We start from the raw sequence: 17,937 nt of genomic DNA, 5'->3' as shown, positions 1-17,937 counted from the left end.
ACCACCCGAGCGGGGGTGCACCTAACCCCACCCGAAGAGGGGGGCCCGGACCAGTGACCCGTGCCCCGCGCCTCGGCCAGACTCGCGGTATGAACAGCGACACCATGCGTGACCGGGCCCGGCAGTCCCTGCTCTGCGCCGTGCGGGGATTGGCGCTGGCCCTCCTCACGCTGCCCTTCGGCATAGCGTTCCTGGTGCTGACCCTGCTCTCCCTGGCTTTCATCCCGCTCGGCATCGGACTGCTCACGACTCCCCTCGTGCTGACGGGAGTCAGGGCCCTGGCGGACGTGCGCCGCAGGCTGGCGGCCGAGTGGTGCGGGGTGCGGATCCGCGCGGCGTACCGGCCGATACCGCGCGGCACCAACCCGTGGACCCGTGCCTTCACGATGCTCGGCGACCCCCAGACCTGGCGGGACCTGCGCTGGCTGCCGGTGGACATGACCGCGGGCTTCTTCACCGCGCTGCTCCCGGCCGTGCTGCTGTTCTACCCCGTCGAGGGGCTGATGCTGCCCTTCGGACTGTGGCGGGCGTATGCCCAGGGGGGCACCTACTGGTACGCGTTCGTCCCGGTCAGCGGTGAGGGCGGTGCCATCGTCGCGGCTCTGCTGGCCCTCGTGGTCCTGCGGGCCGCCCTGCGGTTCACGCCGAGCCTGCTGACCGCGCACTTCCGGCTCGTCCGGGCGGTGCTGGGCAACGGCGAGGGCGAACTCGTCGAGCGGGTCCGGGTGCTGACCGAGACGCGGCGGGACGCGGTGGACACCTCCGCCGCCGAACTGCGCCGCATCGAGCGGGACCTGCACGACGGCGCCCAGGCCCGCCTCGTCGCCATGGGCATGGACCTCGGCACCGTCGAGATGCTGCTCGACAAGGACCCGGCGCAGGCCCGGCAACTGCTCGCGCAGGCCCGCCGCAACTCCGCGGACGCCCTGGAGGAACTGCGCGACCTGGTCCGCGGCATCCATCCGCCGGTCCTCGCCGAGCGCGGACTCGGCGACGCGGTGCGGGCACTGGCACTGCGGCTGCCGCTGCCCGCCGAGGTCACGGTGGAGCTGCCGGGCCGCGCCGATCCGCCGGTGGAGTCGGCCGCCTACTTCGCGGTCAGCGAGCTGCTCACCAACGCGGCCAAGCACGCGGGCGCCGACCGGATATGGGTGGATCTGCACCACACCGACGGCCGGCTGCGGATCACGGTCACCGACAACGGCAGGGGCGGCGCCGCGGTCGGTGCCGGCTCCGGGCTCGCCGGGGTCGAGAAGCGGCTCGGTACATTCGACGGCGTCCTGGCCGTCAGCTCCCCCGCGGGCGGCCCCACCATGGTGACCATGGAGATTCCGTGCGTGTTGTCCTAGCCGAAGACCTCTTCCTGCTGCGCGACGGGCTGGTCCGGCTGCTTCAGGCGTACGACTTCGAGATCGCGGCGGCCGTCGAGTCGGGCCCCGAACTGACGCGGGCGCTGGCCGAGTCGCGGCCGGACGTGGCGGTGGTCGACGTACGGCTGCCGCCCACACACACCGACGAGGGCCTCCAGTGCGCCCTGGCCGCCCGGCGCGCCCGGCCGGGGCTGCCGGTGCTGGTCCTCTCCCAGCACGTGGAGCAGTTGTACGCGCGCGAACTGCTCGCGGACGGCGAGGGCGGGATCGGGTACCTCCTCAAGGACCGGGTGTTCGACGCGGAGCAGTTCGTGGACGCCGTACGGCGGGTCGCGGCGGGTGGTACGGCGATGGATCCGCAGGTCATCCAGCAGTTGCTGGCCCGCGGCGGGCCGGCCGGGGACCGGCCGCTGGACCGGCTCACCCCGCGCGAGCGGGAAGTGCTGGAGCTGATGGCCCAGGGCCGGTCGAACGCGGGCATCGCCGCCCAACTGGTCGTCACCGAGCGGGCGGTGGCCAAGCACACCTCCAACATCTTCGGCAAGCTCGGCCTGGAGGTGTCGGACGACGACAACCGGCGCGTGCTCGCGGTGCTGGCGTATCTCGACGGCGGGTCCCGCTGAGGGCCGGCCGCCGGCCCGAATCCGGCGACCCCAAAGGCACATGTGTGCGAGGCTGACGCGGTGAACCAGGACTGGGAAGACCGGGTGGACGCCGCCTGGGCCGGCTTCGAGCGCGGCGAGTACCCCGAGGAGCGGGCGGCGGAGTTCCGCGCCCTGATCGACGGCCTCGTCGCCGAACTGCCCGGCGACAGCCCGCGGGGCCCCTTCGAGCGGGCCTGCGCCTTCGACTCGACCGGGCACTCGGACCGTGCCGTGCCGCTGTACCGGGAGGCGCTGGCGCGCGGCCTCGACGGCTACCGGGGACGGCGGGCCCGGATCCAGCTGGCGAGCTCGCTGCGCAACACCGGGCAGCCGGAGGAGGGCGTGCGGCTCCTCACCCCCGAACTGGACAGCCCGAGCGACGAGTTGGACGACGCGGTGCGTGCCTGCCTGGCGCTGTGCCTGTCCAGCCTCGGCCGCGACCGCGAGGGCCTGTCCCTGGTGCTGGAGGCACTGGCCGCCCATCTGCCGCGCTACCAGCGGTCGATGACCAACTACGCGCGCACGTTGGCCGGTCCGGAGATCTGAGAGGGCCGGTTCCGTGGCCGCGGCGCCCGTCCCCTCCCTGAACTCACCGAACCGGCAGGCCGAACGCGCTGAGCCCGAGGGCCCGAACGCGCCGCTTCCGGCGGACCGGACGCGTCCGGTCCGCGTCCCGGACCGGCCCGCACCCGACGCCCGGACGCGCCGGCGCGGCGCTTGACGGTGACCAACCAAGGACTCGCTCGTTTTCCCGGACGTGCAGTCACAGGATGTAGCCCAGCGTCACGCGCCCGCCTCCGGACCGGCCGACGTCGAGCAGGCCGAAGCCACGCTCGTCGAGCACTACCCACGGCTGGTCCGGCTCGCCTATCTGGTATTGCCGCCGGGCCTCGGCCGCGGGCGCCGGGTGCTGACCGCACACGCCCTCACCCAGCGCGCCCTGCCCCGAGGCAAGCAGGCCGACCGGATCCCGGCGCAGTCCTCGGGCCGTACCCCCGCCCGCCGGGGCTCCGCGGAGCCTGCGGCCCGCCCGGACGACCCCGGCTACGCCTATCTGCGCGAGCGCGTCCTGCGCGCCGCCCTCACCGCCGCGCGCCCGCGCCGGGCCCTGCCCCAGCCCCTGCCCCGCGTCTGGGGCCTGCGGCTGCTCCCCCGCTCGGGCGGCGCCGACGAACTCGCCCTGGACCAGCGGCTGTCCAAGCTGTCCGCACCGGCCCGCGCCGCCTACGTCCTGCGCGGCCTGGACGGGCTCTCCGACGACGACGTCCGCGAGCTCCTGGACGCCGCCGGGGTGGACGATCCGGGCGGCGCGCTCGCCATGGCGAACAGCGTGCCCGCCCAGCCGGGCCTGCTGTCCTCGCCCGAGTTCGACCCCTGCACCCTCCAGGCCCGGCCCACCGACCTGCTCCGCCGCCGGCAGCACACCAAGGCCGCGCTCGGCGCCGCGGCCGCCCTCGCGGTGTGCGGGGCGCTGCTCGGGCTGCCGCACTCCGGCTGGGGCCCGGACGGCGCCGCCGCCCCCGCCTACGCCGGTAACCCGGCCGCCCAGGCCGCCCTCGACCCGGCGAAGCTGACCCGCGTCTCCCCCGCCGCCTGGCACACCGCGGCCCGGACCGACTTCTCGGCCTGGCCCGCGCGCGGTCCGCTCACCGGCGACCAGGACCTGCTGCGCCGCGCCCTCGCGGTCTGGGCGCGGCCCGGTCGCAACGTCCGGGTCTCGGCCACCCCCGGCACCCAGACCGGTGGCCCGGCGGGCCCGCCCCAACTGCTGTACGCGGGCCAGGTCGACGCGGCCCGTGTGGTGATCCTCTACGACGGCCTGCGCATCGCCCGCTACGCCGAACCGGCCGACGGCACCCAGGGCGCCGCCCTGGACTTCGCGCGGGTGGACGGCGCGACCGGCGCCGAGGCGAGCGCCCTGGTGCTCGGCCGCGCCGACGGCAATGTGCAGTACCTGCTGGCCCCCTGGGTGAAGAAGGCGGCCACCCGCGACCTGATGAAGCCGGCCGCCGCACCCACCCCGCTCGCGGTCCACGGCGGCGTCACCGCCCCGCTGACCAGCCCCGCCCTGGCGACCGGCAATTGCACCTCCTGGACGGTGCTCCAGGTGACCGGCGGATCCGGCACCCAACTCGCCACCGACCTCGGCGAGCTGGTCCCGGCCCGCCTCACCGCGGGCCGCCCCGGCGCCACCGGCGAGGCCGCGACCGCCGGAGGGCTCCAGGCGTGGGCGCCGTTCGCCTGCTCGCTGGCCACCGAGCGTTCCTCGGGCGTGCGCGGTGTCAACGTCTGGGACTTCGCGGAGCAGCCGCTGCCCGACGGCAGCGGGGCCGGGCAGTGGGCCTGCACCCGCGCCGAGACCTGGCGCGGCGACGGCGCCGCCGCGCTGGCGCAGTTCCGCGTCCCCGGCTCCCGCTACGGCGCGGTCACCGCGAAGGGCACCGGCACCGCGGCGTGCGGTCCGCGCGATCCGCATGTGCTGGCCGGGGTGCTGTGGAAGTCCCGCGGCGGGCACTGGTACCTGCTGGCCGCGGGGTCCCCGGACACGGTGGCGATCCACGCCAGCGGCGGGATCACCGCGTCCGCGCCGGGCTCGCTGCTGGTCGCCAAGGCCACTCAGGGAGCGCAGGCCCAGCTGAAGGGCACGCTGGCGGGCGGCCGGGCGATCGAGGGGCTGCACTAGGACCCGTGGGCGTGGGGCGGGGCGAGGCGCTGCTGACACCACCGTAAACAACCCGTGCCCCACCCCTTCTCAGGGCGTCTACCCGTCAGTACATTGACGCCATGTCTCATAAGCAGGCCCGGCCGGTGGAGTCCGAGCGCATCGCGCTCAAGGCCCGCAACGTGTCCTTCTCGTGGGAGGACACGCCGCTGCACTGGGTGCCCGGCGATCCGTTCACCACGCACACCATCAACGTGCTGCACCTGCTGCTGCCCGCCGGCGAACGCTGGTTCGTGCACGTGTACAAGCAGGTGCTGCCGCTGATCACGGACGAGCGGCTGCGCGAGGACGTCATCGGGTTCATCGGACAGGAGGCGATGCACTCCCAGTCCCATGACGAGGTGCTGCCGCACCTGCGCGCCCAGGGCCTGGACCCGACGCCGTACACCGCGCAGGTCGACTGGTTCTTCGAGAAGCTGCTCGGCGACCGCACCCTGCCGCCGGGCCGGGCGCGCCGCTGGTGGCTGCTGGAGCGGGTGGCGCTGATCGCGGCCATCGAGCACTACACCGCGTTCCTCGGCGACTGGGTGCTCGGCGCGGCCGAACTGGACCGGCGCGGCGCCGACCCCACCATGCTGGACCTGCTGCGCTGGCACGGCGCGGAGGAGGTCGAGCACCGCTCGGTCGCCTTCGACCTGTTCACGCACCTTGACGGCAGCTACCGGCGGCGGGCCCGCACCTGGGCGAGCGCGTTCTCCGCCCTGCTGTTCCTGTGGCAGCGCGGGGTGCGCTTCTTCATGACCAACGACCCGACGCTGACCGACCCCAAGGCGTCCTTCAAGGACTTCCACGCCCGCGGTCGCGCGGGCCTGCTCCCCGGCACCGGCGCCATGCTGCGGTCCATCCCGCGCTATCTCGGCCGGGACTACCACCCGTCCCACGAGTTCTCCACCGCGCGGGCCGTCGCCTATCTGGCCGCCTCCCCCGCCGCGCTCGCCGCCGAGCGGGCGGAGCACTCCGTGCGGGGCGCCGCCTGATGCCCAAGCTGCGTACGGTCGCCCTGGTCGCGGGCGCCGCCCTGCTCACCCGCAGCGCGCTGCGCCGCCGCGTCGAGGTCTCACCGCTGTGGCCGATGCCCTCGCTGGAGACGCCGGTCTCCGGCCGGCCGCGCTCGCGGTCCCTCAGACTCCTGCTCACCGCGCACGAGACGATCGCCGACGGCGTCGTACGACTGCGCCTGGAGGGCACGGAGTTGCCGCGCTGGACGCCGGGGGCGCATCTGGACCTGGTGCTGCCCTCGGGGCTGGTGCGGCAGTACTCGCTGTGCGGGGATCCAAAGGACACCTCGTCGTACACGGTCGCCACCCGGCTGGTGGCGGACGGGCGGGGCGGTTCGCGGGAGGTGCACGAGCAGCTGGCCGAGGGCATGGAGCTGGAGGTGCGCGGGCCACGCAACCGGTTCCCGCTGGTCGAGGCCGGGTCGTACGTCTTCGTCGCCGGCGGGATCGGCATCACCCCGGTGCTGCCGATGCTCCGGGCGCTGCCGGAGGGTGCCGCGTGGCGGCTGCTGTACTGCGGGCGGACGCGGGCCTCGATGCCCTTCCTGGAGGAGGTGCGCGAGCTGGCCGGGGACCGGCTCACGCTCGTCGCACAGGACGAGGACGGGCGGCCCGACCTGGACGCGCTGCTCGCACGGGTGGCGCCTGGCACGGCGGTGTACTGCTGCGGTCCCGAGGGGCTGATGGAGGCGGTGGCGGAGCGGGTGCCCGAGGGGGCAGCGCTGCATCTGGAGCGGTTCGCGCCGCGCGCTCCGGCGGACGGGGACACCGCGTTCGAGGTGGAACTGCGGCGCAGCGGGCGCACGGTGAGCGTGCCGGCCGGCTCCTCGGTGCTGGCCGCCGTGCGCCGGGAGCTGCCGGGCACCGTCTACTCCTGCGAACAGGGGTTCTGCGGGACGTGCCGGCAGCGGGTGCTGGAAGGCGAGGTGGAACACCGGGACGAGCTGCTCACGGACGCGGAGCGTGCCGACTCGATGCTGATCTGTGTGTCGCGGGCCCGCGGCGAACGCCTCGTGCTCGATCTGTGACGCACCGATGCCCTGAGGCACCGGTGTGAACACCGGCCCCGGTCCGGACCGTTGGCGGCCGGATTCGCTCGGTAAGGTGTTCGTATGGGTACCGGGGTGCGCCGCAGGATGGGTGTCGAGGAGCGACGGCAGCAGCTGATCGGTGTCGCTCTCGACCTGTTCAGCCGCCGCTCGCCCGACGAGGTCTCCATCGACGACATAGCGGCGGCCGCGGGCATCTCGCGGCCGCTGGTGTACCACTACTTTCCGGGCAAACTCAGCCTGTACGAGGCCGCGTTGCGGCGTGCCTCCGAGGAGCTGAAGGCCCGCTTCACCGAGCCGCACGAGGGGCCGCTGGGCGAGCGGCTGCTGCATGTGATGCACCGCTTCTTCGCCCACGTGGAGGAGTACGGCCCCGGATTCTCGGCCCTGATGCGCGGCGGGCCGGCCGTGTCCGCGACCGGCTCTCGCGAGAAGGAGCACGTCTCGGCCACCAACGCGCTGATCGAGGACGTGCGGCAGGCGGCGTACGACCAGATGCTCTCCCATCTGGGGATCGCCGAGGCGCCCCCGCGCCTGGAGCTGGTCATCCGCTCCTGGATCTCGCTCGCCGAGTCCACGGCGCTGATCTGGCTGGACGGCCGCCGCATCCCGCGCGAGGAGCTGGAGCTCCAGCTGGTGCACGACTTCGCCGCCCTGGTCGCGGTGAGCGCGGCACGGGACGAGGGCATGGCGGACGTGCTGCGCACCATGCTCGAGAACGAACCGGCCGACGGCCCCTTCGCGGAGCTCGTCGGCCGGCTGGTCTCGCTCGGTTCCTAGGGCCTCTCGTTTGGATCTTGCCGGGCTCGCGGGCCCTGGCACCGCGCCCTGATCCGGCCTGATCCAAACGAAAGACCCTAGCGGTCGGTCACCGGTCGGACTTCCGGTACGACGGGTCGAGGTCGCGGACCTCGGCCGAGGCGTGCAGGGTGACCCCGTCCTCGGGGCGCACATGCCGGGCGAGCAGTTCCAGCACGGTCTCCGTGAGCCTCGCCTTCGTCTCCTCGGTGCGGCCGGCGAGGAGACCGATGGTCACGTGCACGATGGCGTGCCGCCGCTCCCCGGTCCCCTCGTACCCGTACACCGCGGTCCCGTCGCGGAGCACCGTCTTGCATGCCTCGGGCTTCGCCGCCGCGATCCCGACGACCGCCTCGTGCAGTTCCCGGACGAAGTCGCCGGCCTGCGCGGGCTCCTTCCAGACCTGGGTGTGGTCGACGGTGATCTGCGGCATGAGCACTCCTGTTCCGGGGGGGGACGGCCCGACCCTACTGCGCCGCCCGCCTGAAGACCGCCACGGTCCGCGCCGGGACGGTGAAGGTGCCCGAGCCGGCCGCGTAGGAGGAGGTCTTCACCACCGGGTCCGCGCCGGACGCCTGCACCGGGTGCAACCGGTAGGCGGTCCCGGCCAGGGCGGGGACCGTCTGCTGCCGGGTCCCCGGAGTGGCGTTGAAGACGACGACCAGGTCGCCGAGCTTCATCGTGATGACGCCCGGTGTCTCGTCCGTGCCGGACAGCGGGAAGGACAGCTCGCTCTGCACCTGGCCGGCCGTGCCGAGCGCGAACGCCTTCTCGGTCGTACGGATCTTCAGCAGGTCCTGGTAGGCGGCCGAACTGCCCTCGATCTGGGGGCAGCCGACCCTGACCGAGGCCAGCAGCGGCTTGGCGTACGCCCACTTGTCCTGGTTGCCTGACGCCATCGGCAGGCCCCGGCCGAAACCGTTGCCGTCGGCGCAGTTCCAGTGGATGGCGTTGAACCAGTCGCCGCTGTCGAAGGAGTTGCGGTCCAGCGACTTCGAGCGCAGCAGGTCGGTGCCGGCCTGCGACAGGGACGGGCCCTGGGAGAGGGTGGCGGTGGCCATCGCGAGGACCTGCATCCGGGCCCGGTCCGCCGCGGACGTGTCCTTGGGCAGCTTGTAGGCGAGGGCGTCGAACAGGGACTCGTTGTCGTGGGCGTCGACGTAGGCGAGGGCGTCGCCGGGCGCGTCCGCGTATCCGGCGGGCGAGCCGTTGTAGTCGATCTCGGCGCCGGTGACCTCCTTGCCGTCGGTGTCCGTGAAGTGGTACTTGGCGAGGTTGCCGGTCAGCCCGACCTTGATCAGGTCCTGGTAGTGCAGCAGCCGGGCCTTCTGCTCGGCCGAAGTGCCGTTCGCGGCCGATCCGTTGGGGTCGGTGTAGAGGCCGGAGGCGAAGCCCTGGACGCCGGGGTCTGCGTCGAAGGGGCTTCCGCCGCGCACCGCGTCGCGGGCCCGGTCGGAGAAGGTGGCGATGCCGGTGCCGGCCATGTTGGCCTGGGTGGCCTGCACGAAGCGGGCGTTGTCGGCGACCTCGCCGAAGTTCCAGCCCTCGCCGTACAGGATGATCTTCCTGCCGTCGACGCCGTCCTTCTTCAGGGTGAGCGCGTCGAGGGCCTTGCGGACGGCGAGGATGTTGGCCTTCGGGTGGTGGCCCATGAGGTCGAAGCGGAACCCGTCGACCTTGTACTCCTTGGCCCAGGTGACGATGGAGTCCACGACCAGCTTGCCCATCATCGCGTTCTCGGGCGCGGTGTTGGAGCAGCAGGTGGAGTTCGCCACCGAGCCGTCGGCGAGCAGCCGCTGGTAGTAGCCGGGCACGATCTTGTCCAGGACGGAGGTGTCCGCCTGGCCGCTGGCCGAGGTGTGGTTGTAGACGACGTCCATCACGACCCGCAGGCCGTCCTGGTTCAGCCCCTGCACCATCTGCCGGAACTGCCTGGTGCGCGCGGTGCCGTCCGGGTCGGTGGCGTAGGAGCCCTCGGGGACGGTGAAGTGGTACGGGTCGTAGCCCCAGTTGTAGGCGTCCTTCGCGGCGCTCGCGGCCACGCACGCCTGCTGCCGGTCGGAGTCGGCCGGGTAGGCGGCGAGGTCGCAGCCGGGGCTCTGCTGGTCTGCCTTCTTCTCGGGCACGGTGGCGAAGTCGAAGGCGGGCAGCAGGTGCACGTACGACGTCCCGGACTTCGCCAGCTCCTTGAGATGCCGGGAGCCGTCGCTGTCCTTGTCCGTGAAGGCGAGGTAGGTGCCCCGGTCCTTCGCCGGGACGGTCTTGTCCGCGATCGAGAAGTCCCGTACGTGCAGCTCCTGGATCTGCGCGTCCCTCAGCGGTACGGCCTCGGGCTTGCGCAGGGTGGACCAGCCGCTCGGGGCGAGGGACGGGTCGTCCAGATCGGCGACGACGCTGCGCTCGGAGTTCGCGGTGAGGGCGACCGAGTAGGGGTCGGTGACCTTGTTGGTGACCATCCGGCGGACGCTGGGCGCCCACACTCTGACCACGTACCGGTAGGTTTCGCCCTTCCAAGACGCGGGTCCGGTGAGCGACCAGACGCCGGTGGTGTCGTCGCGGTGCATGGGCTCGATCCGGCCCCCGATCTCCAGACCGACGCTCTGGGCGGTCGGCGCCCACACGGACAGGGTCGGCTTTCCGCCGTGGAGGACCGGGCCGAGCCGGGCCTTGGTGGCGGTCGGGTACAGGTCGTCCAGGACGCCCGCGATCTGCACGCCGGTCGCGGCGAGCACGGCACCATCGGCGGCGCGCTGGGAAGCGACCAGCTGACCGGTGAGCGCCTCGCGCACCCGACTGCGGTCCCGCGGGTCCACGGACCAGGCCGTGTAGTCCTTCAGATAGGGGAACCTGGCCTTCTGGGCATCCGTGAGGGTGGTCTTCTCCAGCCGCAGCCAGCGCTCGTCGTCGCTGGTGAGGGTCCCGTCCTTGACGGCGATGGAGCCGTCGTGGGAGTAGACGAGCTGGGTGGAGGCGGCGCCGTCGGCGCCGTCCCAGGCGACGGTGTCCCTGTCGATCCAGACCGCCTTCGAGGTGGCCGGGTCGAGGGCCGCGGCGCTGCCGGCGGGCTGCGGCAGCAGGTGCTTGTCCTGGCCGTTCAACAGCCACACCTCGTAGCCGTCGGCCTTGAGGTCCAGGGACTGGTCGGCGGCGAGGTCCTTCTCGTCGCCCTTGTGGATGATGTAGCTGAGGCTGGTGGCACCCGCGGCGAGCGGGACCTCGAAGACGGCGCCATAGGCATCAGTCTTCACCGGCTTCAGCGGGGCCGACCAGTCGGTGGGGTTCGCGGCACCCGTCCAGACGTGCAGGCCCCAGCCGTCGTAGTCGCCGTCGGCGCGGTGGTAGTGGAGGACCGCCTTGGTGGTGTCCGGCGCGGGGTACGACGACGGCCGCTGGGTCTGGACGCCGTCCTTGCCCTGCTGGACCCAGACCTCACCCGTCTTGGTGACGTCGATGCTCCGGTCGGCGTCGCCGTCCTTGTTCCCGTTCTTGTCCACGACCAGGAAGCCCACGTTCGAGGCGCCCGGCCTGACCTTGACGTAGGCGAAGGCGCCCCAGGCGTCCCGGCCGGTGAAGGGGTGCCCGGCCGGCCAGGTGGTGGCCTCGCCGTCGGCGATGTCGCCCCAGGCGTACAGGCCCCAGTCGGCGTAGTCGCCGTCGGTGCGCTGGTAGTGGACGATCACGTAGTCGCGCGCGGAGGCGGTGGGCGGGGCGGGCGCGGGTACGGCGCCGGTGGTGCTGTGCGCCGTGGCGCTCGCGGTGTGTCCGGCGCTGTCGGTCACGACGGCCTTGTAGCGCAGCGCGGTACCGGCCGGGACCTTGCCGCTCAGGGTCTGGGTGACCTGGTAGGGCGCGTGGTCGGCGGAGCCGAGGACCTGCCACTTCGCGTCGCCGACCTGGGCGGCGAAGACCACCCGGTTCAGCTGCCCGCCGGTGACGTCGGCACCGACGGTCACCGTGCCGGTGGCGCCGGCGGCCGGGGCGTCCAGGGTGAGGGCCGGCCTGGTGGCCGGCTTGTCGAGCGGGCCGGACGCCTTGTAGACGACGGCGGACTCGGCCGGGACGGTCACGGTGACCCGGCGCTCGCCGTCGGAGCTGACGCTGCCGGTCGCGCCGTAGACGCCCCGGTACGGCATCCCGGCCGAACCGGTCGCGAAGGTGGCCGTCCTGGCCTCACTCGCGTTGTTGAAGGCGACGATGTACTCCTGGCCGCTCCTGGCGTCGGTGCGGGTGAAGGCGTAGATCCCGGCGCCGTCGGCGGCGTACCGCTCGCTCTGGACGCCGTCGGTCAGGGCCGGGTTGGCCTTGCGCAGCGCCGCGAGGCCGGCGATCTGCCGGTACAGCGGCGCCTTCGTGTCGTAGGAGTCGTCGGCGTGGGTGCGGTCGGTGCCGATCTCGTCGTCGGCGAGGTAGGCGGGCACCTTGGAGGCGAACATGGTCTGGCGGGCTTCCTTGTCGCCGCCGTTCCCGGTGAAGCCCTGTTCGTCGCCGTAGTAGACGACCGGGTTGCCGCGGCTGAGGAACATCACCTCGTTGGCCAGCTCGTCCTTCTTCAGCAGTTCGGCGTCCGGGGCGTTCGGGTTGTCCTGCTTCAGGAAGTACCCGATGCGGCCCATGTCGTGGTTGCCGAGGAAGGTGACCTGCTCGTACGCGTTGGCCCGGTCGGTCGTGTACTTGTAGTCGTCGCCGAGGACGCCCGCCAGCTTCCGCGCGCTCGCGCCCCGGGAGGCGTAGCCGCGGGCGGCCTGCTGGAAGGGGAAGTCGAGGGTGGCGTCGAGGCGGCCGCGGGTGACGTAGGGGGCGGTGACCGAGGTGTCGGTGTCGTACGTCTCGCCGAACAGGAAGAAGTTCTTCCGGCCGTGCGCCGCCGCGTAGCGGTCGAGTGCGGTGGCCCACTGGGTCCAGAAGGGCAGGTCGACGTTCTTGGCGGTGTCGATGCGGAACCCGTCGACGGCGAAGTCCTTCACCCACCGCTCGTAGATCCGCTCCATGCCGTGCACGACCTCGGGACGCTCGGTCCACAGGTCGTCCAGGCCGTCGAAGTCGCCGTAGGTGCCGGACTCGCCGGCGAAGGTGGAGTCGCCCCGGTTGTGGTACATCGTCGGATCGTTGAGCCAGGCCGGGACCTTGGACTCGCTGGTGACCCGCGGGGTGTACGGGAAGGAGGCGGCGGAGACGGCCGGGAACTTCTTGGTGCCGTCCGCGTAGTCGGCGTCGTCGAAGGGCCTGCCGTCCTTGGTGAGGTACGGGTAGGCGCCCTTGGAGCGGTAGTCGGAGGAGTTCTCCTGGTTCGTCACCACGTCGGCGGTGTGGTTGGTGATGACGTCGAAGAAGACCTTCATGCCCCTGGCGTGGGCCTTGGAGATGAGGTCCTTCAGGTCCTGGTTGGTGCCGAAGTGCGGGTCGACACGGGTGAAGTCGGTGATCCAGTACCCGTGGTAGCCCGCCGAGGCGTTGGCGCCGGTCCCCTGCACCGGGATGTTCTTGAAGATGGGTGCCAGCCACAGGGCGGTGGTGCCGAGTCCCTTGATGTAGTCCAGCTTCCGGGTGACGCCCTTGAGGTCGCCGCCCTGGAAGAAGCCCTCGTCGGTGGGGTCGTACCCGGTCGTCATGCGCGAACCGGTGAGCCCGCCCCGGTCGTTGGCCTTGTCGCCGTTGGCGAACCGGTCCGGCATGAGGAAGTAGAACTGCTCGTGGGTGTCGCCGTGCCGGGCCGGCTGGGCCGCGAGGGCCGTGTCCGACGGGGGCGGGGGCGGGGTGGCGGCCTGCGCGGCGGGCGCGGCCAGTGGCTGCACGAGTGCGGCCGTGAGCGCGGCGACGGCGAGGGCCGCGGCTCTCCTGCGGTGGGTGGTGCGACGCCGTGCGGGCGTCGGCCATCTTGGTATCACAGGCAAGAACTCCTTGCGATGGCGGCTCGATCGGGGCCGACCCGAGGCCGCGGCTCGGGCCTCGATGCCGGGCGCCCGCGCGACCGTACCGCCCGCGAAAGGCTTGCAGCAAGAGTCCTGAAACAGGCGGAAAGAAATTTCAACCGCAGTGGCCCGCATCGCCATGGGGGTGCGATGCGGGCCGGCTCCCGGTTCAGCAGGAGGACTTGCCGGTGTAGATCGCCAGCGCGGTGTTCGGGGCGACCGAGGCGGTGAACCAGCCGGTGCCGTTGACCGTCACCGTGGTGTTGTTCTGCACGTTGCAGTAGGTGCCGGCGGGCAGCGAGGTCTGGAAAGAGCGGTTGGCCGTGGTGCCCTCGTGGTTGACGACCACATAGCCCTTGGCGCCGCGGCCGAAGGCGATCAGGTTGTCGCCGTCGTCCCACCAGTTGGAGACCGGCTGCCCGCGGGTGGCGTTGCGGAAGGCGACCATGGACTTGATCTCCGGCCAGGCGTGCTGGCATTTCCAGCCGTCCTGCCAGCAGGCGTTGACCTGACCGTTGTTCGGCGGGCCCGCGTCGGCGTCGCTCCACTCGTAGCCGGAGTTGATGTCCGGGGCGCCGTAGGGCCAGGCCAGCATGAAGACGTTGGCCAGCGTGTAGTTGGCGCCGTCCTTGTAGTTCAGGGTGGAGCCGTTGCGCTCGGTGTCGTGGTTGTCCACGAAGACCCCGGCAACGTTGCCGGGCAGATAGCCCCAGCCCTCGCCGAAGTTGTTCAGGTAGGCGAGCTTCTCGCTGTTGAAGACGCGCTTGAGGTCGTAGGCGTAGCGGAACTCCTGGACGTCCCCGTTGCCCGTGTACTCGGTGGGCTGGACGGCCTCGCCCGCGCCGTAGATGACCTCCTGCTTCCAGTAGACGCCGGGGTTGGTCAGCCGGCTCTTGATGTTCGCCAGGTCGGCGGCGGCGATGTGCTTGGCCGCGTCGATGCGGAAGCCGTCGGCGCCGAGGGAGAGCAGGTCGTTCATGTACCCGGCGATCGTCGCGCGGACGTGCTCGGAGCCGGTGTCCAGGTCGGCCAGGCCGACGAGTTCGCAGTTCTGGACGTTCGAGCGGTCCTGGTAGTTGTCGACCGGTGTCCGGCAGGTGTGGAAGTCGGAGTCCGAGTACAGGCCGGGGTAGCTGTACTTGGTGTACTGCGTGCCCCCGGTCCCGGTGCCGCTGCCGGCCGTCATGTGGTTGACGACCGTGTCCACCACGACCTTCACGCCGGCCGCGTGGCAGGTGGAGATCATGTTCTTGAAGGTGCTCCGGTCGCCGAGCCGGCCCGCGATCTTGTACGACACGGGCTGGTACGAGGTCCACCACTGGGAGCCCTGTATGTGCTCCTCGGGCGGCGAGACCTGCACATAGCCGTATCCCGCGGGCCCCAGCGTGCTGGTGCACTCGCGGGCCACCGAGGCGTAGTTCCACTCGAACAGGACGGCGGTGACGTCTTTGGTGCCGGGTGGGGAGGCGGCGGCACTCGTCGGGGTCATGACAAGGGCGGCGGCCGCGAGGGCGACCACCCCCGAGAGGGTCTTGCGTACCATGTGGGGTTCCTTCGTCGCTGAAGGTACTTTCTGCAAAGTTTCAGAAACCTTGCGGTGACGCAGATGTTAAAGGCCCGCTGCCGGAAAAGGCAGCGGGCCGAAGAGAAGTTGATGCAAGAAATTTCACACGGGGCGTCAGACCGCCGCGGTCCACCACACGGTGGTGTCGGCGGCCACCTTCGCCTCGCCGCCGGTCTCGGCCACCTCACCGCTCGCCAGCAGCACTCGGCCGTACGCCGGGGTGGTCACCGACTCACCCGTGGTGTTGGTGACGCACACGAACTCGCCCCGGCGGAAGGCCAGGACGCCCTCGGGCGCGCGCAGCCACTCCAGGGTGTCCCCGGCGCCCAGGCCGGGCTGGGCACGGCGGGCGGCGAGGGCGGCGCGGTACAGCTCCAGGGTGGAGCCGGCCGCCCCGGTCTGCGCCTCGACGCTCAGCTCGCCCCAGCCCTCCGGCTGCGGGAGCCAGCTGCCGCCGTCGCCGAAGCCGTACGACGGGCCCGTGCGGGTCCACGGGATCGGCACCCGGCAGCCGTCGCGGAAGCCGTCCTGACCCGCGCCGCGGAAGTACGCGGGGTCCTGGCGCACCTCGTCGGGCAGGTCCACGACGTCCGGCAGGCCCAGCTCCTCGCCCTGGTAGAGGTAGGCGGAGCCGGGCAGCGCCAGCATCAGCAGGGTGGCGGCGCGGGCCCGGCGCAGGCCGAGTTCGCGGTCGCCGGCGGTGCGGATCTGGGTGCCGAGGCCGGGCGGGTTGGCGAAGCGGGTGGCGTGCCGGGTGACGTCGTGGTTGGACAGCACCCAGGTGGCCGGGGCGCCGACCGGGCGCATCGCCGCCAGCGTGGAGTCGATGACCGCGCGCAGCTCCGCCGCGTCCCAGGCCGTCGAGAGGTACTGGAAGTTGAACGCCTGGTGCAGTTCGTCCGGGCGGACGTAGTTGGCGGTGCGCTCGACGGTCGGGGTCCACGCCTCTGCGACGAAGATTCGCTCCGGGGGTTCCCCTGGCCGAAGGCTGGGGGCGTACTCGTCGAGGATGGTCCGCCACTGCCGGTAGATGGCGTGCACGCCGTCCTGGTCGAAGAACGGCATGACATCGTTGCCCAGCAGTTTCAGCTGCTCGCCCGCGCCGAGGTCGGGCAGCCCCTCGGCCTTGACCAGGCCGTGCGCCACGTCGATGCGAAAGCCGTCCACGCCCATGTCCAGCCAGAAGCGCAGGATGGAGCGGAACTCGTCGCCGACCGCCGGGTGTTCCCAGTTGAGGTCGGGCTGCTCGGGCGCGAACAGGTGCAGGTACCACTCGCCGGGCGTGCCGTCGGGCTCGGTGACACGGGTCCAGGCCGGGCCGCCGAAGATGGACTCCCAGTCGTTGGGCGGCAGTTCGCCGTCCGCGCCCTTGCCGGGGCGGAAGTGGTAGCGCTCCCGCAGCGGGGAGCCGGGGCCCTCGGCGAGGGCGCGCTTGAACCACTCGTGCTGGTCGGAGGAGTGGTTGGGCACCAGGTCCACGATGATGCGCAGGCCGAGCCCGTGGGCCTCGCGGATCAGCGCGTCGGCGTCCAGCAGGGTGCCGAACATCGGGTCGACCGCGCGGTAGTCGGCCACGTCGTAGCCGGCGTCGGCCTGCGGGGAGGCGTAGAAGGGGCTGAGCCACACCGCGTCGACGCCGAGGTCGCGCAGGTACGGCAGGCGGGAGCGTACGCCCTCCAGGTCGCCCATGCCGTCGCCGTTGCTGTCGGCGAAACTGCGCGGGTAGACCTGGTAGATGACCGCCTCCCGCCACCAGTCGCGGCGGTGGCCGGCGACGGTGGCGGTGGCGGAGTCGGTGGCCGGGGCGGCGGTGTGCTGCTGGCTCATGGCTTCCTTGGTGGTGACGGAATTCGGGATGGGGGCACCCCCCGGCTCGAGCGAGGCGGCCGCGATGTCAGCGGGGTCGGAGGGACACCGCGGCCGCCTACCCGCGCGGCCAGGCGCGCGGGAGCCTCTGGTGGTGCGGGCGCGTCAGCCCTTGGTGCCGCCGGAGGTGAGACCGGTGACGAGGTTCTTCTGCACCAGGTAGAAGAACACCGAGACGGGTATCGCGATCAGCACCGCGGTGGCGGCCATGTAGTTCCACTCGGCGTCGTGCTCGCTGACGAAGGTCTGGAGGCCGACGGCGAAGGTGTACTTGGAGTCGTCCAGCATGAAGGTGGTCGCGAAGGCCACCTCGGCGACCGCGGTGATGAAGTTGTAGAACGCGGCGACGGCCAGGCCCGGCCGGGCCAGCGGCAGGATCAGCCGGAAGAAGGTGCCGAACGGGGTGAGGCCGTCCACCCGGCCCGCCTCGTCGATCTCGATCGGGATCGTGTCGAAGTAGCCCTTGAGCAGCCAGGCGCTGTACGGCACCGCGGTGGTGCAGTTGACGAGGATCAGCGCCCAGTAGGAGTCGATGAGACCCAGGTCGCTGAAGATCTGGTACATCGGCACGATCAGGACGGCGATCGGGAACGCCTGCGTGAGCAGCAGGACCCACATCAGCTGCTTGTGGCCGGGGAAGCGCATCCGGGACACGGCGTAGCCGGTGGTCGCGGCGAGCAGTACGCCGACGACGGTGGTGCCGAGGGCCACGATCATCGTGGACTTGAACCAGCTGAAGAACTCGGTGTGCTGGAGCACGAAGCCGTAGTTGGAGAAGCTCATCTTCCCGGCGATGCCGCCGGGGTGCAGGTAGTCGTTCTTGTCCGGCCCGAGCGAGAGGTAGACCAGCCAGGCCACGGGCGCCAGCGCGACGAGGCTCGCGACGATGAGGCCGGCGTGCAGCAGGACGGTGCCGAGGGGGCCGCGCTCGCCCGGTCGGCGGCCCTGGCGGGCGGGCTTCGCGGCGGGGGCCGGTGCGTCGGCCGGCTTTGCGAGGGTGGTGGTGCTCATGGCGGC

12 protein-coding genes are annotated in these 17,937 nt (G+C 72.0%); 7 read left to right on the top strand and 5 right to left on the bottom strand.

The window, feature by feature from the left end; genetic code table 11:
* Window positions 1–89 precede the first annotated feature (89 nt).
* The 7 genes from ACZ7EC_RS07855 (at window position 90) to ACZ7EC_RS07825 (ending at window position 7,563) form a co-directional block, all read left to right on the top strand.
* Window positions 90–1,349: a sensor histidine kinase gene (locus tag ACZ7EC_RS07855; protein WP_471059238.1), complete on the top strand. Its 1,260-nt coding sequence runs from the start codon at window positions 90–92 to the stop codon at window positions 1,347–1,349.
* Complete coding sequence (locus ACZ7EC_RS07850; protein ID WP_471059236.1) at window positions 1,334–1,993, top strand: LuxR C-terminal-related transcriptional regulator; 660 nt, start codon at window positions 1,334–1,336, stop codon at window positions 1,991–1,993. The genes ACZ7EC_RS07855 and ACZ7EC_RS07850 overlap by 16 nt, the downstream gene beginning before the upstream one ends.
* Before the next feature lie 60 nt (window positions 1,994–2,053).
* Window positions 2,054–2,560 (top strand): tetratricopeptide repeat protein, encoded by a 507-nt coding sequence (locus ACZ7EC_RS07845; protein WP_471059234.1) that lies wholly within the window; start codon window positions 2,054–2,056, stop codon window positions 2,558–2,560.
* A 211-nt stretch (window positions 2,561–2,771) separates the two neighbouring features.
* Window positions 2,772–4,697, top strand: a complete 1,926-nt coding sequence (locus ACZ7EC_RS07840) for a hypothetical protein (protein WP_471059232.1) — start codon at window positions 2,772–2,774, stop codon at window positions 4,695–4,697.
* Between the two features lie 101 nt (window positions 4,698–4,798).
* Window positions 4,799–5,713: a metal-dependent hydrolase gene (locus ACZ7EC_RS07835; RefSeq protein ID WP_471059230.1), complete on the top strand. Its 915-nt coding sequence runs from the start codon at window positions 4,799–4,801 to the stop codon at window positions 5,711–5,713.
* Window positions 5,713–6,762 (top strand): PDR/VanB family oxidoreductase, encoded by a 1,050-nt coding sequence (locus ACZ7EC_RS07830; protein WP_471059228.1) that lies wholly within the window; start codon window positions 5,713–5,715, stop codon window positions 6,760–6,762. Before ACZ7EC_RS07835 ends, ACZ7EC_RS07830 begins: the two co-directional genes overlap by 1 nt.
* 84 nt (window positions 6,763–6,846) lie before the next feature.
* The gene (locus tag ACZ7EC_RS07825) at window positions 6,847–7,563 is read left to right on the top strand and encodes a TetR/AcrR family transcriptional regulator (protein ID WP_471059227.1); all 717 of its coding nucleotides are present in this window, start codon (window positions 6,847–6,849) and stop codon (window positions 7,561–7,563) included.
* Window positions 7,564–7,651: 88 nt separating this feature from the next.
* On the opposite strand, the gene ACZ7EC_RS07820 is transcribed toward ACZ7EC_RS07825, so the two are convergent.
* From ACZ7EC_RS07820 to ACZ7EC_RS07800, 5 genes are all read right to left on the bottom strand, one after another.
* Window positions 7,652–8,014 (bottom strand): 5-carboxymethyl-2-hydroxymuconate Delta-isomerase, encoded by a 363-nt coding sequence (locus ACZ7EC_RS07820; protein WP_471059225.1) that lies wholly within the window; start codon window positions 8,012–8,014, stop codon window positions 7,652–7,654.
* Between the two features lie 34 nt (window positions 8,015–8,048).
* Window positions 8,049–13,466, bottom strand: a complete 5,418-nt coding sequence (pulA, locus tag ACZ7EC_RS07815; protein ID WP_471059224.1) for a pullulanase-type alpha-1,6-glucosidase — start codon at window positions 13,464–13,466, stop codon at window positions 8,049–8,051.
* Between the two features lie 193 nt (window positions 13,467–13,659).
* On the bottom strand, window positions 13,660–15,033 hold the full coding sequence (locus tag ACZ7EC_RS07810; protein WP_471059222.1) for an alpha-amylase: 1,374 nt from the start codon (window positions 15,031–15,033) through the stop codon (window positions 13,660–13,662).
* 135 nt (window positions 15,034–15,168) lie between these two features.
* Window positions 15,169–16,881: a glycoside hydrolase family 13 protein gene (locus ACZ7EC_RS07805; RefSeq protein ID WP_471059221.1), complete on the bottom strand. Its 1,713-nt coding sequence runs from the start codon at window positions 16,879–16,881 to the stop codon at window positions 15,169–15,171.
* 144 nt (window positions 16,882–17,025) lie between these two features.
* Window positions 17,026–17,931 carry a sugar ABC transporter permease gene (locus ACZ7EC_RS07800; RefSeq protein WP_471059219.1) on the bottom strand — a complete coding sequence of 302 codons (906 nt, stop codon included), beginning with the start codon at window positions 17,929–17,931 and terminating at the stop codon, window positions 17,026–17,028.
* Between the last annotated feature and the right edge of the window lie 6 nt (window positions 17,932–17,937).

Source organism: Streptomyces sp. NPDC037203 (genome assembly GCF_055605065.1).
The sequence above is the reverse complement of the archived record's forward strand: the minus strand, read 5'-3'. Positions and strand labels throughout refer to the sequence as shown.